At 43.0% G+C, this 23,104-nt stretch carries 23 protein-coding genes; 20 read left to right on the forward strand and 3 right to left on the reverse strand.

Annotated elements, in window-relative coordinates:
* Positions 1–439 precede the first annotated feature (439 nt).
* From IOC57_RS00005 to IOC57_RS00035, 7 genes are all read left to right on the forward strand, one after another.
* A complete protein-coding gene (locus IOC57_RS00005) occupies positions 440–1,255 on the forward strand; it encodes a uroporphyrinogen-III synthase (protein WP_207436801.1) in 816 nt (271 codons plus the stop codon).
* Between the two features lie 13 nt (positions 1,256–1,268).
* Entirely contained in the window at positions 1,269–2,717 is a 1,449-nt protein-coding gene (gene cobA, locus IOC57_RS00010; protein WP_207436802.1) for a uroporphyrinogen-III C-methyltransferase, read from the forward strand.
* 254 nt (positions 2,718–2,971) lie between these two features.
* The gene (locus IOC57_RS00015) at positions 2,972–3,382 is read left to right on the forward strand and encodes a DUF4064 domain-containing protein (RefSeq protein WP_207436803.1); all 411 of its coding nucleotides are present in this window, start codon (positions 2,972–2,974) and stop codon (positions 3,380–3,382) included.
* A 176-nt stretch (positions 3,383–3,558) separates the two neighbouring features.
* On the forward strand, positions 3,559–5,454 hold the full coding sequence (locus IOC57_RS00020) for an immunoglobulin-like domain-containing protein (protein ID WP_207436804.1): 1,896 nt from the start codon (positions 3,559–3,561) through the stop codon (positions 5,452–5,454).
* Between the two features lie 188 nt (positions 5,455–5,642).
* Positions 5,643–5,903: a DnaJ family domain-containing protein gene (locus tag IOC57_RS00025; protein ID WP_207436805.1), complete on the forward strand. Its 261-nt coding sequence runs from the start codon at positions 5,643–5,645 to the stop codon at positions 5,901–5,903.
* 82 nt (positions 5,904–5,985) lie between these two features.
* Positions 5,986–6,567: a signal peptidase I gene (lepB, locus tag IOC57_RS00030; RefSeq protein ID WP_207436806.1), complete on the forward strand. Its 582-nt coding sequence runs from the start codon at positions 5,986–5,988 to the stop codon at positions 6,565–6,567.
* A 260-nt stretch (positions 6,568–6,827) separates the two neighbouring features.
* Entirely contained in the window at positions 6,828–7,313 is a 486-nt protein-coding gene (locus tag IOC57_RS00035; protein ID WP_207436807.1) for a DedA family protein, read from the forward strand.
* Positions 7,314–7,400: 87 nt separating this feature from the next.
* Here IOC57_RS00035 and IOC57_RS00040 read toward each other — a convergent pair whose 3' ends face one another.
* On the reverse strand, positions 7,401–8,135 hold the full coding sequence (locus IOC57_RS00040) for an SDR family NAD(P)-dependent oxidoreductase (protein ID WP_207436808.1): 735 nt from the start codon (positions 8,133–8,135) through the stop codon (positions 7,401–7,403).
* A 466-nt stretch (positions 8,136–8,601) separates the two neighbouring features.
* On the opposite strand from IOC57_RS00040, the gene IOC57_RS00045 reads away from it, so the two are divergent.
* From IOC57_RS00045 to IOC57_RS00080, 8 genes are all read left to right on the forward strand, one after another.
* Positions 8,602–9,939, forward strand: a complete 1,338-nt coding sequence (locus tag IOC57_RS00045) for an MATE family efflux transporter (protein ID WP_207436809.1) — start codon at positions 8,602–8,604, stop codon at positions 9,937–9,939.
* 155 nt (positions 9,940–10,094) lie between these two features.
* Entirely contained in the window at positions 10,095–11,507 is a 1,413-nt protein-coding gene (gene pepV, locus IOC57_RS00050) for a dipeptidase PepV (protein ID WP_207436810.1), read from the forward strand.
* Between the two features lie 21 nt (positions 11,508–11,528).
* Entirely contained in the window at positions 11,529–12,383 is an 855-nt protein-coding gene (dat, locus tag IOC57_RS00055) for a D-amino-acid transaminase (RefSeq protein ID WP_207436811.1), read from the forward strand.
* Positions 12,384–12,597: 214 nt separating this feature from the next.
* Positions 12,598–13,836 (forward strand): Nramp family divalent metal transporter, encoded by a 1,239-nt coding sequence (locus tag IOC57_RS00060; RefSeq protein ID WP_207436812.1) that lies wholly within the window; start codon positions 12,598–12,600, stop codon positions 13,834–13,836.
* A 258-nt stretch (positions 13,837–14,094) separates the two neighbouring features.
* Positions 14,095–14,652, forward strand: coding sequence for an RNA 2',3'-cyclic phosphodiesterase (gene thpR, locus IOC57_RS00065; RefSeq protein WP_286184439.1), 558 nt, complete (start codon positions 14,095–14,097; stop codon positions 14,650–14,652).
* A 19-nt stretch (positions 14,653–14,671) separates the two neighbouring features.
* Entirely contained in the window at positions 14,672–15,673 is a 1,002-nt protein-coding gene (locus IOC57_RS00070) for an NERD domain-containing protein (RefSeq protein ID WP_207436814.1), read from the forward strand.
* Entirely contained in the window at positions 15,585–16,616 is a 1,032-nt protein-coding gene (locus IOC57_RS00075) for a diacylglycerol/lipid kinase family protein (protein WP_207436815.1), read from the forward strand. The genes IOC57_RS00070 and IOC57_RS00075 overlap by 89 nt, the downstream gene beginning before the upstream one ends.
* Positions 16,617–16,907: 291 nt before the next feature.
* A complete protein-coding gene (locus IOC57_RS00080; RefSeq protein ID WP_063232868.1) occupies positions 16,908–17,690 on the forward strand; it encodes a phosphotransferase family protein in 783 nt (260 codons plus the stop codon).
* Here the strand turns inward: IOC57_RS00080 and IOC57_RS00085 are convergent, their stop codons facing one another.
* Entirely contained in the window at positions 17,691–17,966 is a 276-nt protein-coding gene (locus tag IOC57_RS00085) for a YtzH-like family protein (protein ID WP_207436816.1), read from the reverse strand. It lies immediately after the preceding gene.
* Between the two features lie 252 nt (positions 17,967–18,218).
* Here IOC57_RS00085 and trmB point away from each other — a divergent pair, with 252 nt between their 5' ends.
* The gene (gene trmB, locus IOC57_RS00090) at positions 18,219–18,857 is read left to right on the forward strand and encodes a tRNA (guanosine(46)-N7)-methyltransferase TrmB (protein ID WP_207436817.1); all 639 of its coding nucleotides are present in this window, start codon (positions 18,219–18,221) and stop codon (positions 18,855–18,857) included.
* Positions 18,858–18,998: 141 nt separating this feature from the next.
* Positions 18,999–19,844 (forward strand): YtnP family quorum-quenching lactonase, encoded by an 846-nt coding sequence (locus tag IOC57_RS00095; RefSeq protein ID WP_207436818.1) that lies wholly within the window; start codon positions 18,999–19,001, stop codon positions 19,842–19,844.
* A gap of 50 nt (positions 19,845–19,894) precedes the next feature.
* Here IOC57_RS00095 and IOC57_RS00100 read toward each other — a convergent pair whose 3' ends face one another.
* A complete protein-coding gene (locus IOC57_RS00100; RefSeq protein ID WP_207436819.1) occupies positions 19,895–20,212 on the reverse strand; it encodes a PepSY domain-containing protein in 318 nt (105 codons plus the stop codon).
* 178 nt (positions 20,213–20,390) lie between these two features.
* Here IOC57_RS00100 and IOC57_RS00105 point away from each other — a divergent pair, with 178 nt between their 5' ends.
* The 3 genes from IOC57_RS00105 (at position 20,391) to IOC57_RS00115 (ending at position 23,055) form a co-directional block, all read left to right on the forward strand.
* Positions 20,391–21,464 carry a M42 family metallopeptidase gene (locus IOC57_RS00105; protein ID WP_207436820.1) on the forward strand — a complete coding sequence of 358 codons (1,074 nt, stop codon included), beginning with the start codon at positions 20,391–20,393 and terminating at the stop codon, positions 21,462–21,464.
* A gap of 81 nt (positions 21,465–21,545) precedes the next feature.
* Positions 21,546–22,067 carry a DUF84 family protein gene (locus IOC57_RS00110; RefSeq protein ID WP_207436821.1) on the forward strand — a complete coding sequence of 174 codons (522 nt, stop codon included), beginning with the start codon at positions 21,546–21,548 and terminating at the stop codon, positions 22,065–22,067.
* Between the two features lie 118 nt (positions 22,068–22,185).
* Positions 22,186–23,055, forward strand: coding sequence for an AraC family transcriptional regulator (locus tag IOC57_RS00115; protein WP_207436822.1), 870 nt, complete (start codon positions 22,186–22,188; stop codon positions 23,053–23,055).
* Positions 23,056–23,104 lie beyond the last annotated feature (49 nt).

Genomic DNA, 23,104 nt, shown 5'->3' on the forward strand with positions numbered 1-23,104 from the left:
CTGTAGACAAACTCGATTTTCATCGAGTTTGTCTACAGTCTGGGCTGTCCTGCTGACAGCTTTTTTTATTGGATGGAAAAGGTAAGATGGGGGAATTGAAGATTCATGGGGGAGAGGGGAATAAATTTCTTTATTTAACTAACGGAACTAAACTAAGATATAAGAAGAGAGTGTTTTGATTCATTCTGTCAAAACTCGCTATATTATTATTGTTGTAGAGTATTTTGTTCCAAACTCATGAGAGCTCGAGCCTCCACGAGGGTGGGACTCATAAAAGGCAAAGTGCTGCCAAACCGTTTTTCCACTGATAACATATCGGATAAAAGAAAGAAAAAGTGTTGATTTTGATATGGAATTCATTTTTTGTAGTTTCAAAGACTGAAAATTTGTATAATGGGTGAGATGGATTTACATGAATGTACATATAGGAGGGGCATGGATGAGTAAGCTTAATGGCAGGACCGTTGCTTTATTGGGAGCGAGGAAGACGGAAGAACTTAGTAAAATCGTTCAAAATCTAGGGGGAGTCCCGCTCGTTCGCCCGGCTCAGGGGACGGTTTTCCTTGATGATTCCCATTTGGAAGAGGATGTCACCCGGTTGATGGCAGGGGAGTTCGATTGGATCATCCTCACGACGGGAGTGGGAACGGAATTATTATATAAGGCGGCAGTGAAGATGGAGGCGGGAGATCGTTTCATAGATGCCTTGCAGTCTATGAAAATTGCAGCCAGGGGCTATAAGACGGTGAATATGCTGAAAAAGCTTGGTCTGCAGCCATTAATCCGTGATGATGATGGAAGTACGGCAGGGCTTGTCCGCAATCTGGAAGGCCAACTGTCTGAAGGTGTAAAGGTCGCTTTGCAGCTTCACGGCGATCCGGCGCCTCTTTTGATGAACTGGTTGGATGAACAAAAAGTGGAACATAAAGAAATCCTGCCATATGAACATATACCGCCCCAAAAAGAAACGATGCAGCAGCTGATCCAAGAAATCCTTGAAGGCAAAATCGATTCGGTTGTGTTCACGAGTGCACCGCAGCCGCGAAATTTAATGAGATTTGTCCGTGAACAAGGTGTGGAGGATAAGATAATCGGCCTCTTTGCATCAGATGTAATTGCACTTGCGGTCGGAAAGGTAACGGCACAGGTTGTTATCGATGAAGGGATCAAGCGGGTCATTTATCCTGAAGATCAACGGATGGGCAGTGCAATGGTGGAGCTGGTGAAATTTTATCAGGGAATTGCAAGCAGATAGGGGTGAGTGAGGCATGACCAAGGGCAAGGTCTATTTTGTGGGTGCAGGTCCGGGCGATGTGGGCCTGATTACCGTAAAAGGTCAAAAAGCGATTGAAAAGGCGGACGTCATTTTATATGACAGATTGCTAAATCCCAAACTGTTGGAGACTGCCACCCACGATTGTGAATTGATATATTGTGGCAAGACACCTTATACGAATGGCATCAGTCAAGGAAACATCAATGAGCTGCTTGTTTCCAAAGCGCTGGCAGGGCATAGGGTCGTCCGTTTGAAAGGCGGAGATCCTGCCGTTTTTGGACGGGTCGGGGAGGAAGCGGAAGCGTTGAAAGATGAGGGGATCCCATTCGAAGTCATTCCGGGGGTTACGTCCAGCATTGCCGCATCCATATACGCAGGCGTCCCCGTCACGCATCGGGATTACGGGCGCTCCTTTGCGATGGTGACGGGCCATGACCGAACGAAGAAGGATATAGATTGGAACGGGCTTGTGAATAGTATAGATACGGTTGCCTTTTATATGGGTGTGGCCAACCTTCCGTATATCCGCGAAAATTTGATCAGCCATGGAAAGCCGGGGAATACGCCGGCACTCGTCATACAATGGGGCACTTATGGAAGACAGGAAAGTGTCGAGGGGACTTTGGATGATATCGTCGAAAGGGTAAGGGAAAGGTCGCTTGGCAATCCTGCGATCACCTTGGTCGGAGATATCATTTCACTAAGGGGGAAACTGCAATGGTTCGAAAAGAAGCCGCTATATGGGCAACGGTTTTTAGTGGCCCGGACCGGGACGGCAAAGAGTTCCTTGGCAGAAGCCCTGCATGAACTTGGCGGCGAAGTCATCGAGTTTCCTAAATGGCTTGCGGCCAAAGTGAAAATAGAAGAAAGTCAGCTGTGCTCTTTTCTTTTGTATGATCGAATTCTCTTTACTTCTCCCGAAAGTGCAGATGGATTCTTGGATTCACTCATTGAACAGTCCATTGATTTCCGCCGGATTACATCTAAACTATATGTGTTATCAAGGAAATCGAAAAAGGCTCTACAGCAAAGGGGATTGATGGCCGAGCTCAAATCCGAGATGTCTGGTTCCGGAACTCTCTTGGTTGTTGGAGATCGAAACAAAGATCAAATAGATCGGGCTCATGGGGACGGAGACTATTTTCAATCAATCGATAAATTCGTCGATGAAAGATTCCTTGAAATCCTTCCGAGAATGCTGGGTGGCATAGCTGTTGGAACGGTACTGTTTTCGAATCGGCATTCAGTCGATATGCTGATGGAATATGGGGAAAAGGCCGACGTGGATATTGAAGGTTTGCTAAAGCAAGCCTCCATCGGGGTAATCGGGGAAAGTACCGGCAATAGACTTAAAGACTATGGATTCACATTGGATATGATGCCCAAAGAACCGTCTGTCGAACAATTGGTGGAGTTGATCGTGAATAGGAATGTTTATTAGGCTCTGCTAAAAACAGAGTCTTTTTCCTTTGGAGACTATCGATACTGTTGGCATTCAGTGTTTATGGCCTATCATGTTATCATTTAATGACGAAATATCACGGCTCTTCGGTTTGTTTTCCTTTTTGCGACTAGGGCAGGGAAAGATTTGGTGGGCCTTGCGGATAAGATTTTGAGGAGTATGGAATAAAAGTCTTTTATTCCTTCCCGGATTGGGTATTATATATAAGTGACTTTTTCAGGGAGGCGAAGCAAATGAAACGGACATGGGAATTCGCATTAAGTATCATAGGCGTGAGTATCGCGGCGATTTTTTTAATCGTGACGATCATAGCGGCCGTTTATCTCAACAGTATCGATTTGAAAGATATGATGGACTACTCATTAATGACAGATTCTGAGTTTTCCTCGTCTGAGGTAGATATGTCAATCAAGCTATTCATGGGCTTACTATGGGCGGGGATCATATCGCTATTCATTGCTTTGGCAGGCGGCTTGATCGCTATCTTTCTATTAAAAGGCGGCAAGGCGAAGGGAGCCGGAATCTTATTGATCATTACGGGCATTCTGACGATCTTCCATGTTTGGCCCCTTATCTTCTTCATCGTACCGGGAATCATGTGCCTAGTAAGGAAACAGAGGGAAACGGTGGAAGTGATCGTTTGATCCGGCACCATACATAGTGCAATTTGTAAACAAAGGAGCTGGCCCGAAAATGCGGGTCAGCTCCTTTTGTGCCGCGAGGATATTTTAGGGTAATATACCTATTTATTCCTGCAATCACCAGTCTGCCATGTTACTATTATTATAGATTCAAATATAAATAGACTGGAGTTCGATCGATGAAGATACCTTTAATGAAGATTGGGGCACTGACCTGTTTAACACTCGGTTTGTTCAACGGACAGGCTTTTGCGGAGTCTGGAATAACCAATGCGTGTTCATCATTCGGTGAGATCCAATCCAATGAAAATCCTTCCCATAAGCAGATTAACTGCTTGCTGACGAATGCGGCAATAGAGGCTGAAATCCCCCCTGAAGTGGTAAAAGCGGTGGCTACGCAGGAGAATGGGGATTGGAGGCAATTTAATGAGGACGGTACACCGGTTAAATCCGACGATGGCGGCATCGGTCTCATGCAGCTTACAAATAAGAGTAAGTATGACCAGAAAAAGCTGGAAAATGATATAGTCTATAATATCGAGGCAGGTGTCGAGGTACTGGGCGGCATGTATTCAAGAAATGGTTATGATTTGCCGAAAATAAAAGGTGCAGGACGCAGGGTCATCGAAAACTGGTATTTCCCTGTCATGGCCTACAATGGGACAAAACCGGTTAACAGTCCCCTTTACCAGGAAAACGGACAAAGAAATGCGAATGCTTATCAAGAGGAAGTTTTTGCTGAGATAGAAAACCAAAGTTATTTGAATGATACAAAACTGGCAAAATATCCATTCAAAACATCGGACTTTCAATATGATCGGGATAGCACTGAAAATATCATCTTTACAAATCTTGTATACACACTGACAGAGCAAACGCATGACTCTGTTTATTGGTTCAAGGCCGGAGACAAAGTGGTGACGACATCCAGCGCGAATATCAGGAAAGAAATAAGCACTACTGCAGGTGCAGTATCTGTTCCACTAAATACAATCTTGATCATAACAGGGAATTTTGCCTATCATGAATCTAAGGGGAATAAATTTGTTTTTTATCCCGTACAAACCGAAGACAAGAGTATTAAAGGGTATGTTTCATCGGCTTACATATCCAATAGGCTATCGATTGCCGCACCTATCCAGGATACGAATAAACCTGTGATTTCAGGGGCTGCCGGTAAATCGATTCCATTCAACTCAACTTTCAATCCTAAAACCAGCGTAAAGGCGCAGGATGATAAAGATGGTGACTTAACGAGTGCCATACATGTGGAAGGTAAGGTGGATACCAAAAAAGTGGGCACCTATAATTTGACTTATACGGTAGCTGACAAGGCAGGGAATGTTGCCAAGGTCACAAGGAAGATAACCGTTTATGATCAAGTCAAGCCGGTGATTTCAGGTGCCGGGAATAAAACCATCAAACTTAATTCTTCATTCAGTCCCAAAACAAGCGTGAGTGCCAATGATAATGCCGATGGCAGCTTGACTAGTAAAATCAAGGTGACGGGTACAGTGAATACGAAGAAAAAGGGGACCTATACATTGAAGTATACGGTCATCGATTCATCGAAAAATGCAGCGACAGTCACAAGAAAGATCACGGTTGATAGCACCAAGCCGATCATTTCCGGTGCCAAAAGCAAAACCATTGCCTATAACTCGACATTCAATCCTAAATCAGGTGTATCCGCGAAAGATAACTTGGATGGCAGCTTGACTAATAAAATCAAGGTGACGGGTACGGTCAATACGAAGAAAAAGGGAACGTATACATTAAAGTATACAATCACTGATTCATCGAAAAATACTGCGACAGTCACAAGAAAGATTACGGTAGATAGCACCAAGCCGGTCATTTCCGGTGCCAAAAGCAAAACCATTGCCTATAACTCGACATTCAATCCTAAATCAGGTGTATCCGCGAAAGATAATCTGGATGGAAGTATAACAAATAAGATCAAAATAACAGGGACTGTGAATACGAAGAAAAAGGGCATCTATACATTGACTTACACAGTTACGGATAAATCGAAGAATATGGTAGAAGTAAAAAGGAAAATCACCGTTAAATAGAAGGAAAAAAAGGATTCCCGCAATAGGGGAATCCCTTTTTTGATGCATGAATGTGTTTGGCTGATAGATATGCCTATATAATAGTAGAAAGTGTTCATGGATGGATCCTCCAGGGTGGAGTGGGTATTGATAAAAATGTTATAATTGTAAATAGATGTAACGTTATGTGATCTGAAGGGGGATTGTTTATGGGGATAGAACACGGGCATGTAAACTGGATGGATCAGATTTTTAAGGAATATGAACGAGACGGCGGGCTGAAGAATTATCCTGGCTTTGGAAAACTGCTTCCGGAGTCGGCGCTATTGGGAAATATAGATGACAATTTCCTGACGAAGGCCAAGGATGCCGGCTACGTTCCGCTTTGGATCAAATGGAAAAAGGAAATTCGGGAAGTGCTATCCGGATTGGTTCGTTTGAAAAAAATGAATGGACCCGAATTTGAATGAATGAACCCATTGATGAAATAAATGAGTTATAAAATGAGGGTATTTGTATGACGTGATCATTAGAGGATTATGATATAATGGCATGAATAAAAAAGAGAGAGAGGGACTTCGATTGGAAAAAGGAAAAGAAGTTTTTTCATGGATAAAAGCGATATTGATTGCAGTCATTCTAGCTTTTTTAATTCGAACGTATATTTTTGCACCGATTGTCGTGGACGGTGAGTCAATGATGCCGACTCTGCAAGACCACGAAAGAATTGTTCTTACCAAGTTTGGGACGAATATCGATAATATAGACCGGTTTGATATTGTCGTGTTTCATGCAACGGTAGATAAAGATTATATAAAAAGGGTTATCGGTCTGCCAGGAGACCATATTGAATATAAAGATGATACGCTTTATATTAATGGGAAAGCTTATGAAGAACCATACTTGGACAAATATAAGAACCAGATGGAAGCGGGAGTGCCACTGACTGAATCCTTCAAGCTCGAAGATATTTCAGGCAGCATGACAGTTCCGGATGGCCAGCTGTTCCTTATGGGGGACAATCGTCAAAATAGTTTGGATAGCCGTGAAATCGGAACGATTTCAGTCGATGAAATTGTCGGCAAGGCGAATCTAGTGTATTGGCCGATCAACGAAATAAAGCTTGTGAAATAAGAAGAAGCGGACTCAAGTTTAGAGTCCGCTTTATTGTTGCCGTTTTTCATTTCCTTAAAGGGGAAACAATGATAGTATTGTCATACAGGCATTTCAACAAAAAACGCGTCCAATCTTCTTTTTTTTCTATTTTTTTTTATGAAAAACAACTCATTTGGTTTAAATTAGGTTATCCTATTAAAAAGAAGTAATCACGTTACCCAGGCCCGAATAAGAAAATGGATTACTTTAAAAAAGGGTGCTGAGATGGAGTACTTTAGATGGATATAGTAAAAGATTTAATATCAAACTATGGTTATTTTGCGATATATGGACTGTTGGCGATTGGGATTATTGGCTTACCGGTACCTGATGAGTTCATGATGACTTTTGTCGGCTATTTGTCATCCATTTCCGTTTTGAATGTCCAGGGAGCATTCCTTGTCAGTTTCCTTGGATCGATAACTGGGATGCTTGTCAGTTATCTCATCGGGAAAAAGGTGGGGAAGCCTTTTTTGAGGAAGCACGGTAAGTGGATTAAAATGACCCCCGCGAGGTTGGAGAAATTGGAGAAATGGTTCAATAAATACGGTCCTTGGACCATTATCATAGCCTATTTCATACCAGGTGTCCGTCACATCGCCAGTTACATTTCCGGTATGAATGGAATGGGGAAACGAAAGTACTTTATCTTTGCAGGAGCAGGGGCTTTCAGCTGGTGTTTGGTATTTACGACTTTTGGCTATTTCATTGGAGTGTTAACTTAACTCATTACACCTTGCAAAATTCCTTTATTGAATCAGAAAACCCCGTTTCTGGATTCCAGAAACGGGTTTTCCCATTTCTGCCTATAATTATTGAGCTGAGTATCCACCGTCGATGACAAGCTCGGCACCAGTTACATATGAAGATTCATCGGATGCTAGATAGAGCACGGCATTTGCAATATCCGCCGGCTGACCCAAACGTTGTAATGGAGTTGCCTGGATCATTTGGTTCACTAACTCTTTTGACTCTTCTAATTTTTGTGTCATTGGTGTTTCGATGATACCAGGGAATACGGCATTGACACGGACGCCCATGCGCCCATATTGCGTTGCGGCAGCCTTGGAAATGGCACGGACGGCACCTTTTGAAGCAGAATAAGAGTTTAAGCCCATTCCGATTTGAGCAGTAAAGGAAGAAATATTCACAACGGCGCCTTTACCTTCTTTAGACATGTGAGGAATAATGTGTTTCATTCCAAGGAATGGTCCAAATCCATTGATGCTTAACATTAGCTGCCAATCTGCCAATGTCGTATCGTTAATGCCTTTTTCCGTTGATATACCGGCATTGTTAACCAAAATGTCGATTCTGCCAAATTTAGCGATAACCTCATCCGTCATCTTTTTCCAGCTTTCGTCTGAAGATACATCCAGTACAGTTCCATGGACGTTATCCAGTTCATTCACAACTTCTACAGCTTTTTCATTGATATCAGCAGCAATGACTTGGGCTCCTTCTTTTGTGAATAGGTCTACCATTTCCCTGCCCATACCAGATGCTCCGCCAGTGATAATGGCTACTTTATTAGTCAATCTTCCCATCATGATCACTCCTATTAGTTGTTATGACGATGAATATATGTTCAAGCCTAGTACAAAGGTGATATTATCAACGAGCAATACTATAACTCCTTCAAAAATCCGTCAAGCATTTTATTTTCCGGCTTGCGAATTTCCTTATTCCAGCTGGATAAAAAAGTACATGTATGCCTGTTAAAAAATGGACTTCCCATAACCGCTGCAAGTTGAAAGCGGTATCAATCTTTTAATCTTCAAATTTTGATACCGTAAATTATCAATATCGAAAATGGCTTAACCCGTTCTGGTTGAAACGATTCACAAGTAATCTTGTAGAGGCAGTGCATGCAGGTTTGGGATTACCATATGTTCAATTCTAGTAATTAAAATTGAAAACGGCAATCTTTTTATACTTTGCATACAAATTTTTATAACGATGTTCCAATTCTAGCTTTTCAGAACTTTTATGTACATAGGGGGTCATCATTTTATGAATAACAGATTGTATCTTTCCTTGGCCATTCCGCTTACGATTTCGACGATGAGTACACCCTTGCTTGGTGCGGTCGATACGGCTGTGGTTGGAAAGTTGAGTAATCCCGCATATATTGGCGGGGTGGCTGTCGGAACCATTATTTTTAATACGATGTATTGGCTTTTTGGTTTTCTTCGGGTCAGTACTTCTGCCTTAGCTGCACAAGCGGAGGGGGCAAGAGATGAAAAACAAAGCTTGATGGCCTTGATTCGGCCTTTTTTCATTGCAGCGATCATTGGCCTTCTTTTTATCGTGATCCAAAAGCCCATTTTGACTGTCTCGTTAGGCGCAATCGGTCCGGAATCGGACGTATCCGCCTTTGCCGCAGATTATTTCGGAATCCGGATATGGGGTGCGCCTTTTGCCTTATTGAACTATGTCATCTTAGGCTGGTTAATCGGGAAATCCAGGATAAAAACATCTTTGTTCATTCAAGTTTTCATGAACGTGATCAATATAGTCTTATGCCTCGTTTTTGTGAATGGCTTTTCATGGTCTGTATCAGGGGTTGCTGCTGCTTCATTGATATCAGAGATTTCCGCTTTTTTGCTGGGCTTGTGGGTGATACGGAAAGCGGTTAACGTACCGGGTTCATTTTCATTCCGGGAGGGGTTCGATCGTGCTTCCCTGAAAAAAATGATGGTGGTCAACAGGGATTTATTCATCAGGACCATTTGCCTGATCACGGTTTTCAATCTTTTTACGGCCAAGGGAGCCACTTTCGGGACAGAGACACTGGCTGCCAATGCCGTACTCATTCAAATCCATTACCTGATGGCCTATTGCTTTGATGGCTTCGCGAACGCGTCGAGCCTTCTGGTCGGGAAGGCGATTGGTTCGAGAGATATAAATCTTTATAAAAAAACACTCTCACTATCGGCGCGGTGGGGCTTGTATGCTTCGTTCTTACTTGCCGTGACTTACTATCTATTTAGCGATGAGGTCATTCTCCTTTTCACGAATATCCCTGAGGTCATCGAATTGGCCCATGAATTTGGACTTTGGATAGTCCTATTCCCATTCAGTGCCTTTATCGGACTCATTTTTTATGGAGTATTTACCGGTGCGACTGAAGCCGTTCCTGTTAGGAACTCCATGCTCCTTGCACTATTGGCTTTTCTATTTGTCCAATTTACGGCAGTCCCGCATCATGGCAATCATGGATTATGGCTTGCATTCCTAGCTTTCAGTTTAGGACGTTCCGTGTTTTTAGCATTATATATCCCAAGGCTAAACCGAAAAGTAACAGGGCTTATGGATGACGATAGTCTAAAGAATTCATCTTCTTTTTAATAAAAGAGGGTGTTTTTTATTTGTGTAAGGACTTTTATCGGTAGTTTGATGTTAGTGATAATAAGGGAATACGAAGAAAAGGTAGCAACGCTTGGCGAAGCAGATAGTAAAAGTGATAAAATGAAAAATATATATAAAAGAGGAGTTGTCATATTTTGAGTGAATTGAATTGGCGAGAAGAAGTTGAAAAACGAAAAATGGACTTATTGCTGGACACACAAAACCTATTGAAAATAAAAAGTGTACTGGATGAAGAACATCCGACAGAGGAGGCCCCATTCGGTAAAGGGGTGAAGGAAGCGCTTGATTTCATGCTTCAATTAGGCGAAAAAGACGGTTTTACTGTGAAAAATGTCGATAATGTCGCTGGTCATATCGAAATGGGTGAAGGCGATGAATTAATCGGGATATTATGCCATGTCGACGTGGTACCTGAGGGAGATGGCTGGAGTTCGGATCCGTTTGGCGCTGAAATTCGCAATGGCCGCATATATGCTCGTGGGGCGATCGATGATAAAGGGCCGACGATGGCTGCCTATCATGCGATGAAGCTGGTCCGGGAGCTAGGAGAACCTTTGAACAAACGCGTGAGGATGATCATTGGAACCGATGAAGAATCGAACTGGCGCTGCGTTGACCGGTACTTTGAAGTGGAGGAAATGCCCTCGATCGGCTTCGCACCAGATGCTGACTTCCCGATCATCAGTGCGGAAAAAGGAATCTGGGACTTCTCGGTTATACACCCTGCCGATGCAGGAAATGGCACGGACTCAAACGTGAATGTTATGGAATTTTCTTCAGGTCGAAGGACGAATATGGTTCCGGATTTTGCTTCGGCAATCGTGGAAGCGGCTAACCCTGCTGAAGTGGTGGCAAACTATCAGGATTATTTGCAAAAATACTCATTGAAGGGGCAAGCCGTTCCGCAAAAAAATCAAGTGCTGCTTGAAATGAATGGTGTCTCGGCACACGCGATGGAACCGAAAAATGGAAAGAATGCAGGTCTCCAATTAGCCGTATTTTTAGCTGATCTTACTCTTGACCCGCATGCGAAAGCCTATTTCACTTTCATTAAGGATCGTTTGTTTGAAGATTCCCGCGGAAATAATTTAGGTGTGGCTTATTCGGATGAGCAAACTGGAGAATTGACGGTCAATGCCGGCGTTTTCAATTATTCTAAACAAGGGGACAGCTCGATTGGTTTCAGTATGCGTTATCCGGTGACGTTCGAGTGGGAACAGCAAAAGGCGGCATTGGAGGAAAGACTTGCGGCATACAATTTGAAAGTGAAGACCAATTCGCATTCAACCCCACATTATGTGGACAGTGAAAGCTTCTTGATTAAGACGTTGCAGGAAGTTTATGAAGCGGAGACAGGTGATAAAGCTGAACTCCTTTCGATTGGCGGCGGCACATATGCCCGTTCATTGAAAGAAGGCGTTGCATTCGGCCCGCTTTTCCCTGGCAGCGAAGACATCGCGCATCAGAAAGATGAATATATTGATATTGAAGATATGCTTAAGGCTACGTCCATTTATGCACGTGCCATTCATGAATTGGCTAAATAAGAGGCGAAGAGGGAGAAAAACATGGGAAAAATCATTTTTAACGGCGACCTTAAAAGTAGGTCCGAAGTGAAGGTAGATATTGAAGACCGGGGGTATCAATTCGGTGATGGCGTCTATGAAGTCATCCGGGTTTATAATGGCGAATTATTTGCGGGGGACATGCATCTGAACCGGCTGATGGACAGTGCGAAGTTGATCCAGATGAAAGTTCCCTATTCTGTTGCGGAAATCAAAACCCGCATGAAAGAACTGATTACTGAAGATCAACTGAAGGACGGTATCGTCTATATGCAGCTGACAAGGGGAGCATCGCCGCGTACACACTCTTTTCCCACTGCAGAGGTGGAACCGGTCTTTGTTGCCTATACCAAGGAAATTCCTTATACAGGAAAAATGAAGCCAGGGGTCAAGGCTGTTACCACCGATGATATACGCTGGCTGCGCTGTAATATCAAGAGTTTAAATCTGCTGGGTAATATAATGGCTAAACAGCAAGCTGTCGAAGCCGGTTGTGATGAAGCGATCCAGCATCGTGATGGTGCGGTGACGGAGGGAAGTTCGTCAAATGTCTCAATCGTGGTGGATGGACTGCTTAAAACGCATCCGGCCACAAACTTGATCCTGAATGGAATTACCCGTCAGGTGATGCTGAAACTTTGCGCGGATCATGGGATTCCCTATGTCGAAGAAGCCTTCACTGTCGAGGACATGATGGCAGCCGACGAAGTCCTTTATACCAGCACAAGCGTCGAAGTGACACCAATTGTTAATATTGATGGCCAATCGATTGCAGCCGGGGAACCCGGTCCGATAACCCAAAGACTGCAGAAATTGTTTTCCGAGGAAATCGAGAAGCAATGCGGTTCCGTTAACTAGATAGAAGCCCCTTTGCCACTATTGGTAGGGGGTTTTTATATGGGCAGTCGGTAGCGAGATGGCCTTTTCCGAATCCCTATTTACCGTTCATTACATCCTTATGCAATCCTCCCTTTTTGACATTTTCAAGAACCAGGAATATACTTGCTATTAACCTAAAAAGTTTACCTTTTGCAACAATTTGTGTTGCATGTAAAAAGGAGTTGATATAGATATGTCCGATGCGTTGCATCAATCTTCTTCGAGAGGAATCAAAAAACTGTTTCCCTATCTGGGGCCTGCCTTTATAGCAGCGGTGGCCTATATTGATCCAGGGAATTATGCGACCAATATTACCGCCGGGTCTAAATATGGCTATACGTTATTATGGGTTATCTTCGCATCGAACTTAATGGCTGTGCTAATTCAATCACTATCAGCCAAATTGGGGATAGCCACGGGAAAGAATCTTCCAGAGTTATGCAGGGAAAAATTTTCGAAAAAAACATCGTTCATATTATGGATTCAAGCCGAAGTCGTTATAATGGCAACCGACCTAGCTGAATTCATAGGAGCGGCACTAGGGATTTATTTGCTATTTGACTTACCGCTTATCACATCGGCAATAATTGCAGCAATTGGATCTTTTGCCATTTTGGAAATCCAGCGCAGAGGTTATCGAACATTCGAAGCTCTGATCACGGTTATGATATTTGTAGTGGTGCTTGCTTTTGGTGCTCAAGTTTTTTATGCAAAACCTGACACATCAGCCGTTGTTTTAGGACTCTTCACTCCAAAGTTCGAGGGAGTGGACAGTATTTTGCTATCGGCCGGTATGCTTGGAGCTACCGTTATGCCACATGCGATTTACCTTCATTCCTCTTTAACTCAAAAGAGAATTGTCGGTATAAACGATTTGGAAAGAAAAAGGATTTATCGTTTTGAGCTAATTGATATTGTCATCGCCATGTTGATTGCAGGTGCGATCAATGCGGCCATGGTCATTGTTTCAGCTGCCCTATTTTATAAGAATGGAATACTTGTAGAGGACTTGGATGTAGCTTATCAACAATTCGGTGACATGCTTGGACCATCAGTGGCAATGTTTTTTGGAATAGGATTGTTATTTGCCGGTTTATCCAGCTCATCCGTTGGTGTAATGACAGGTGATGTAGTCATGCAGGGATTCATTAAAAGACATATACCGATTTATTTAAGAAGGGTCATTACCACCGTTCCCCCCCTGCTCATCATATTATGGGGAGTGAATCCATCCAAAGCACTTGTAATGAGTCAAGTTGTACTCTCGTTTGGCATCGCGTTTGCCCTAGTGCCATTGATCATGTTCACAAGCAACAAAAAAATCATGGGCAGTCTGGTGAACCATAAGATCACTTCGAGTGTCGCTTGGTTTATAGCTGTACTTATCATCGGACTGAACTTGTTCCTGCTTTACGAAACGCTGTTCAGCTAAAAGAAGAAAACGAGAGATAGGACCTATTTTTGGTCCTTTTTTTGATTTATGCTGTGTTTTTTGTTAGCTCGCCCCAGCGCGACATAATTTGACCCGACGAAAAATACGTCCTGAACCCGGCCGTGCATTATCCGTCATGGGCTTCGTTCAGAGGAAGATTCCTAGGGAGGGAATTTTTATAAGGAAGTCCAGGAAAAGGTATATGCAATGGGAATTATGGTAAAATTAATGGGAAAATAGGAAGGAATGTAAGTGTACATGAATACTCATTTTTTCTTTGCTTTAGTATTGCCTGATGATATTAAGGCTTATTTAAATGCTGTTACTGAACAACTAAAGCCAGACTTTCCATTTAAGAAATGGCTGCATCCAGCCGATTATCATATTACGATGGCATTTTTGGGCAATGCTTCCGATACATTGAAAGAGGATGCTTTGGGGCGTGTGGAAAACGAGCTCGCCAATGAGGTCTCCTTCGGCTTGGAACTCGGCGATATCGGCGGTTTTGGCAGGAGTGAGAGTCCAAGGATTCTATGGGCAGGCGTCAATCAGCAAGAAAGGCTTTTTGCCATTCAAAGGAAAGTCTATAATTCTTGTATCGAAGCGGGTTTTGAACTTGATAAAAAACCGTTTAAGCCTCATATAACGCTGGCAAGAAAATATGGGGGGGATAGTCCCTTTTCGTTGGAGAGCGTTCGTCAGATGGCGAATTTGGAAGATAAGCATTTTGAAGCAGATCAAATTGCATTATATCAAACACATCTTGGAGCTTCCCCTTCATACGAGAAGATTTTCACGATGAACCTTCAAAAATAGAGAGATGGGTGGTGGTCGAATGGCACAGCTCATAAAGATGCAGGATTATATTTCCCGGTATGAGCAGGATATTTATCGGTATCCAACACAATTTGCACGGTTGAAAAAACAGCAATGGGATAAACTGAAGGCTGCTTATAGTGCGGGCGAGCTAGATCGGTTGTACAGCGACCATACTGAAAGTGAAGCACAGGTCAATTTTTATCCGCCTCAGGAAGAGTCAAAGGGCCTGTTTAAAAAGGTGAAAGGCATATTTCACCGGACAGGTAAACAGGGGGCAGAAGAACTGCTAATACCGAACCTGGTTGAAGATACTAATGTTTTTTCATTAAGATTTCCGTTCCGTCCGGCCAGTCTGGATGAATTAAAGCAAAATTTTTTAAATCAATTGCTCCGTTTTCAAATGAAATGGGGGAGTTCGACACTTCGTGAAAAGTCATTTGTGGACCAATCATTTTTTTTGGATGAGAGGCTCCGCTTTTTTCTGCAGCGTTTTCCGGATACGTTTCTCGTATTATATAAACCTATCTTTCTATTGAAAAATGCGCCTGTTGAAGTCGAAGTCATTTTATTGTCCCCTATTGATGCTTGGTGCATCACTTTTCTGGAAGCGGAAGAAGACGCTGCTTTCATGGGTTCGAGTGATCGGTTCTGGGTCCGCAGGCATCATAAGCATCCTGACAAAAAGGTGCTTAATCCTTTGTTGGGGGCAAATCGGATGACGAACATCGTCTCCCAGTTATTTGAACTTTATGAAGTGAACATGCCGATTAAAAAGGTGATTTTATCCCGGAATGGATATGTCGATTATCCAGAAGCCGCTTATGATATTACGATATTGGATAAACGGACGTTCCCGGAATGGTTTGAAAGGATGCGGGCAATATCTTCTCCACTCAAGGCACAGCAGTTAAAAGGGGCACAGGCTTTGCTTGAATATTGCCAAACTACATCCAACCTACGGCCTGAATGGGAAGTTGAATATAACCAAACAGAAGGAAATGAGCATGCCGCACCTTAATGAAACGGTGTATTTCATTGTCAATCCAATGGCTGGAAATGAAGAGAGTTTGAAGATCTGGAAAAAAGCCGAGGAAATACTGAAATCAAAAGCTGTTCCCCATGAGGTATTTTTTACACGGGAAAAGGGGCATGCGCTAAGATTGACGAAGGAAATTCTCTCGGGGACGAATCTGGATACCCGGATGATCGCTGTCGGGGGAGATGGCACGATTAATGAAATGATAAATGCCGCCATTGACTTCCCTCACGCTATCATCGGGGCCCTTGCGGCTGGATCCGGCAATGATTATGTAAGGGGCATCCAAAAAACTGGGAGTGTGGAAGAAGCCCTTTCTTTATTTCAGGTTGATGCCTTTAATGCCATTGATATTGGGCAGTTCGAGACGAATGGCAAGGTGGGTTATTTCGTGAACAGCCTGGGAATGGGCATTGATGCTGAAATTTCGGATGAAGCAGACCGTTCCCCTCTGAAAAAATGGTTTAATTTTGTCAGAGGGGGTAAATTAATTTATCTGTTCATTTTTATAAAAAAGTTATTTACTTACAAGCCCAGCTGCATGGAATTGATCGTTGATGGAGATCGACACCTTTTGAAAAAGGTTTGGTTCATCGTCATCGCGAATCAGCCCTACTTTGGTGGCGGGATGAAAATTTCTCCGAAGTCGAAGCTAGATGATGGCAGGTTGAACGTGATTGCGATCCATGATATTACTTTGTTGAAATTATTGATCGTCTTCATCACCGTTTTTTGGGGCGGTCACCTCAACATTAAAAATGTTGATTCTTTTTCTGGTAAAATGATAAAAATGAAGAATCAAGGGTCAGTAAAAGTTCAGTCAGATGGAGAAATTGTTGGTATGGATGAAGTAGCTGCAGTGGTTCTGAAAGAGAAAATTCGCGTCATGTTCAAGGGTGATAACCCATACAAAAATATGAAATGATTTATTTGTTTTTGTTTTATGAGTATAATCGTTTTATAGTACTTGACGAAGAAACCATTTTTCAACTAAAATTTAATTTATGGCTATTGTTTAATTGCTCAATAGCTATTTTTTTATTTCTCTAAATGAGGATGTTTTTAATTGCGGGAATCATCCCGATGCAAGTATATATGCAGCTTCGCCAACAGGCGGATTTTTTATAAAACATGGACTCAAAGTAGTGGTAATACATACACTAGGTGAACGTACCCACATTTGTATGATTAAGCGAGGAAATCGAAGGTGAACCAGTTGGAACATTTATTAGGTCAGGAGTGGGATATATCCCCTGCTGGAGGAGCTACGGGAGAAGCCTTTATTGCCGAGAAAGAGGGGCAGAAGCTCTTCCTTAAACGAAATTCATCGCCATTTTTAGCTGTTCTTTCAGCTGAGGGAATTGTTCCAAAGTTAATGTGGACAAAACGCCTGGAAAATGGGGATGTAATAACGGCCCAGCATTGGATGGAAGGCAGGGAGCTATCTCAGCAGGAAATGAACAATATAAGAGTCGCAAAGCTGCTTCAAAAAATTCATCAATCCGATCCTTTGTTAAGCATGCTCAAAAGGCTTGGGAAATCCCCTTTACGACCTGAAAGTATACTTACAGACATAGAAACCGGGTTATCTTCGGATGTTACGGATATTCCGATTATCAAGCAGGCCATCCATTTTTTACAGAATAATCTACTGTTGATTGAATGCGACGAAAAAGTCGTCTGTCATTGTGATGTGAACCATAATAATTGGCTCATGACTGAAACCGATGGATTGTTCCTGATTGATTGGGACGGAGCGGTCATTGGCGATCCGGCCATTGACCTCGGCATACTCCTGTATTCATATGTCCCAAGGGAAGAATGGAATCAATGGCTTGCCCGTTACGGCAAGAAGCTTGACGCAGGCCTGGAGATGAGGATGAAATGGCACACGGTTTCACAACTTGTGCTTTCCATCCAATGGCATCATCGTAGAAAGCGGTACGAGGAAAGAAATGAATTACTGCAAAAACTGGAAGCATTATTGATGGTTGGCTGATCAGAATTGATCAATATCATCCACCCACTGGGACAAGTCGTTCTGGTGGGTTGAAATATGTTCATCTAAATCTGCGGTACCGATGCCTGTCTGACTGTATTCGTAAATCTCCGTCAGTATCGTTTTCACATTGCTGTCAATTTCCATATTGACCATTAAGGATTTGACGAGCCTCTCAACCTGTTCACATTCAGAAACGGATCCGCAGCAGTCTGTTTGATGATTGGTCAATATATCTTTTAATAGTGACATTTGATGTTCATGGGAAAGCGGCATATATCTTCTCTCCTTTCTTAAATATGGATTCAAGGGATTCCCAGGTGATTCTCGCCTGCCCTTCACTTATTTATGGTGTGTTTTGCGGAAAGTTTTATACATGAAAACTACAGAGACTGTAGCCTGGATGGCCGGCAGTTTTTTTATTGTATCAGTGGGTGCATGCAGGCTTTTCCTGAAAAAATCAACTTGCAGGAATCCATCCACTCGTGTTATGGTTTGAACGATTATATTATAAATAGGGGTGTCATCATGCGTTTAAGAAATAAACCTTGGGCTGAAGACCGTTTGAACGATTTTCCACAATATGTAATTCAGCAGCCGGTGAGCCATAAAGGTAAATGGCATGAAGTTTTCGGTAACGATAATCCGTTATATATTGAAGTGGGTACGGGCAAAGGCCGTTTCATCACAGAAATGGCAAAAGCCCATCCTGAAGTGAATTTCATTGGAATTGAAGTATATAGAAGCGTTATTGTAGCTGCTTTGGACTTGCTGATTGAAGCGGATGTTCCAAATTTAAAGCTGTTGAATGTTGACGCAGCGAACTTAGGGGACTACTTTGCAAAAGGTGATGTGGATCGCGTCTACTTGAATTTCTCTGACCCATGGCCGAAATCACGTCATGCAAAACGTCGGTTAACGTATAAGACCTTCCTCGAAGTATATGAAGGTATCCTGCCAGACAAAGGCGAGATTCACTTCAAGACGGATAACCAAGGGTTATTCGAATCTTCCTTGAAGAGTATTTCCGAATACGGCATGCTCTTGAAATATGTAAGCCTTGATCTGCATAACAGCAATTTTGAAGGCAACATCATGACTGAATATGAAGAAAAGTTCTCGAGTAAAGGCAACCGGATATACAGATTGGAAGCTATGTTCCAATAATAAACGATTAGAAACCAGATGCACAGCTTCTGGTTTTTTTATTTGTTTAAGCCGGCATAATTCATACACGAGGATGACTTGATTGTTATCAATTTCAAAATTTGGAAGTGGGTGTTAAACTAAAGGGAGAGGAGGGGTAAAATGGAAACGATGCAAATAGGGGAATTTAAATTAACATGGCTGAGTGGCGGTGTGACTCACTTGGACGGTGGGGCGATGTTCGGTGTTGTACCGAAACCGCTTTGGTCCAAGAAGTATCCTGTTAACGAAAATAACCAAATCGAGTTACGTACGGATCCGATTTTGGTACAGGCTAATGGATTGAACATGCTTATAGATTCCGGTATTGGTAATGGAAAAATGAATGACAAGCAGAAACGGAATTTTGGGGTGACGGAGGAATCCAATCTTATCGAAGATCTTGACAGACTTGGGATTCAGCCAAATGATATCGATTACATTTTAATGACCCATCTACATTTCGACCATGCCTGCGGTTTGACGAAACGTGAAGGTGAAACTTGGGTTCCTGTTTTCGAGCGTGCAGAAATCATTACGACCCAAACTGAATGGGAGGAAATGAAAAACCCGAATATTCGTTCAAAAAGTACATATTGGGTAGAAAACTGGGAGGCTGTCGCTTCTCTTGTACGTCCTTTTGAAAATGAGCATGAAATTACGGACGGCATTAAAATGATCCATACTGGGGGTCATAGTGATGGACATGCGATCATCATCATTGAGGATGGTGGGGATAGTTTGATTCACATGGCAGATATCATGCCGACACATGCGCATGCGAATGTCCTCTGGGTACTCGCTTATGACGATTATCCCATGACATCCATCGAGGCGAAGGAAAAGTGGATGAAATCCGGACTGGAAAATGGGTCCTGGTATAGCTTTTACCATGATGCCTATTACTGTGCCATCAAATGGGATGAAACGGGTAAGGAGAAAATAGCCGAAATGAAACGGAAGCGGTAAGCGGGAAAGCAAAAGGAGGGACGTCATTTAGACGTCCCTCCTTTTTTATTTCAATCATTTTGCGCATTAAGCTCCAATATCGTTCCTGTCGAGGCATCTGCAACAAATTCGAATTGCTCGCGTTTCCCCTCTGTGTTTCTGGTTATCCCGCCTTTATACACTTCATAGTCCAAATCATTTTTTGTATAGTTCTCCGGCTTCATCAAGATCCAAGAGCCATATATATTTCCATCCTTTTTGACTGTTTCCTTCACTTGGGCCAAGACTTTATCCGGAGAAGGTTGACTTGATTGATCCAATAGTTGCTTTGTTGCAAAGCCAGCAGCAAACCCGGCTGCAGTACCTAGTAAAAACGTTTTCCAATTCATTGATTTCTCCCCCATTGCATTTTTTAAAATAACTTCTTCTAGTATACAGAAGTACGCTTTATTTGACTAATAATTTGAAATTTTACCCATTAACTGATAAATTAGAACTTTCTAGTGTAACACGATGCTAAGTTTTGTAAAATAGTAAGAAACAATACATAGGTTAGGGGTAGAAAAAATGAATCATGAGACTTTGGAGCTTTTTAAAACATTGACGGAATTACCGGGAGCCTCAGGAAATGAACATGCAGTTCGGAGTTTCATGAAGAGTGAGCTGGAAAAGTATTCGGATGAAATCGTCCAAGATCGCCTTGGCGGAATATTTGGCGTAAAAAGAGGCAATGAGGATGGGCCGACTGTACTTGTTGCCGGGCACATGGATGAAGTGGGATTCATGGTCACCTCCGTAACGGAAAATGGAATGATCCGCTTTCAGACCCTGGGAGGCTGGTGGAGTCAAGTGCTTTTGGCCCAAAGAGTCGAAATCATAACCGATAACGGTCCGGTCATTGGTGTCATCGGGTCGATTCCGCCCCATTTGCTAGATGAATCGCAACGCTCAAAACCAATGGATATCAAAAATATGCTGATTGATATCGGGGCGGATGATAAGGAAGATGTGAAGAGAATCGGTATTAAGCCAGGTCAGCAGATTGTACCGATTTGTCCCTTCACCCCGATGGCCAATGAGAAGAAAATCCTCGCTAAAGCGTGGGATAATCGCTACGGTTGCGGACTTTCGATTGAATTGTTAAAAGATTTAAAAGGTGAAACATTACCGAATATCTTATATTCCGGAGCAACCGTCCAGGAGGAAGTGGGATTACGGGGTGCGCAAACGGCAGCTCATATGATCAAACCGGATCTTTTTTTCGCTTTGGATGCGAGTCCGGCAAACGATATGTCCGGAAGTAAAAGTGAATTTGGCCAGCTGGGGAAAGGGGCGCTGCTCCGCATTTTTGATCGTTCGATGGTTACGCATCGCGGCATGAGGGAATTCATTCTTGATACGGCCGAGTCGAATGATATTCCGTATCAATATTTCGTTTCGCAAGGCGGCACGGATGCAGGGCAGGTCCATATTGCAAACGAAGGCATTCCGAGCGGGGTAATTGGCATTTGTTCCCGATATATTCATACACATGCATCCATGATTCATATTGATGATTATGCCGCTGCACGTGAATTGATTGGGAAATTGGTTCGTTCTTGTGATAAAACGACATTCGAGACCTTGATAAAAAACGGTTGATGAAGGAAGCTGAAATGGAACGGGATGCTGTCACGAATCCTTTTCCATCAGCTTTTTTTACATAAAAGGAAGGTAATGATATTGAAAATTGCAGTAGGCAGTAAGAATCCGGCGAAAGTAAGTGCCGTGCTTGGCGTATATGAAGAGGCAGAAATCATTTCGCTTCAAGTGGAGAGCGGGGTCCCGGAACAGCCTTTTTCAGATAAGGAAACGATGGAGGGGGCAATGACACGTGCCCGGAATTGCTTGATTCATAGTGATGCCGAATTGGGTATCGGACTTGAAGGCGGTGTCGTGAAAATGGGGCAAGGCCTGTTTCTGTGTAATTGGGGTGCGATGGCGACAAGGGACGGTGAGGTCTTTGTGGCTGGCGGAGCGAGAATCCCACTACCGGGAATAGTTGCTGAGAAGCTGCTGGATGGTGAAGAGCTGGGACCTGTGATGGACGCCTTTACAAGGCAAGAGAATAGTAGCAAAAAGGAAGGAGCGATCGGTGTAATTACAGAAGGGCGAATTACCAGGGGGGAAATGTTCCTTCATATCATGAGGATGCTAGCCGGTCAATACGAGTATAAGCTGGGAATGAAAAAGCAGGATTTTTGAATCAATGTCATGGAATGGCTGGTTTCGAAAGATGGAAACGAACACTGCCAAAACAGAGCAGAATCAGACAGGATTTTATTGAGCGGGCTTGCTAGTATAGTGACAAGGGGGGAGCGGAATGGGGTGGGTTGAATCAATCCAAAAGGCCATCGAATATATCGAGGAGCACTTATTGGAGGACCTGTCGATCGAGAGCATTTCCAGGCAGGCGAATGCCTCAGCTTTTCATTTTCAACGGACATTCACCATATTAACGGATATTTCCATTGGTGAATATATCCGGCGTCGAAGACTGACCTTAGCCGCCCAGGAGATTTCATCCACAAAGGGCAAGGTCATTGATTTAGCCCTCAAGTATGGCTATGATACCCCCGAGGCATTCACAAAAGCTTTTAGAAGGCAGCATGGGGTATCTCCAAGCGAAGCCCGAAAGTATATGGGGAAGCTGAAATTCTATGAACACCTGGTGATACAGGTGATTTTGAAAGGGGCAAAACCGATGAAATACAATATCCTTGAAAGGGATTCCTTTCAATTGATTGGAATCAAACAAGAGTTTTCCTTGGTTAATGAAGAGAATTTGATTGGGATTCCGAAGTTGTGGGAGAAAGTGAATTCGGATGGAACAGGAAATAGGTTAGCGAAGTTGAAGAATGGCCAAATAGATGGCTTGCTTGGTGTATGTGTCGATAAGCGGGCTGTGGAAAAAAATGAAACGATGGATTATTGGATAGGTGCAGAGTATGCAGGGAATGTGCCTGAAGAGTTTTCAGCCCTTTTGATACCGGCGTCCAAGTGGGTTGTATTTGAAGTTCACGGACCTATGCCTGATGCCATCCAACAAGCATGGAAGCAAATTTTTTCCGAATGGTTCCCTACCAGCGGTTATGAACATGCCGGAACTCCCGAGTTGGAAGTATACGCGAATGACGACGCTTCAAATCCTGACTATTACTCCGAAATTTGGATACCCATTAAAAAGGGATAAGGGTCAACCATGAAATTTATTCGTTTTTCGCTTGCAGGGGAGGTTAGGC

Origin of the sequence: Bacillus sp. SD075 (assembly GCF_017355165.1) — a bacterium.
GTDB lineage: Bacteria > Bacillota > Bacilli > Bacillales > DSM-1321 > Peribacillus.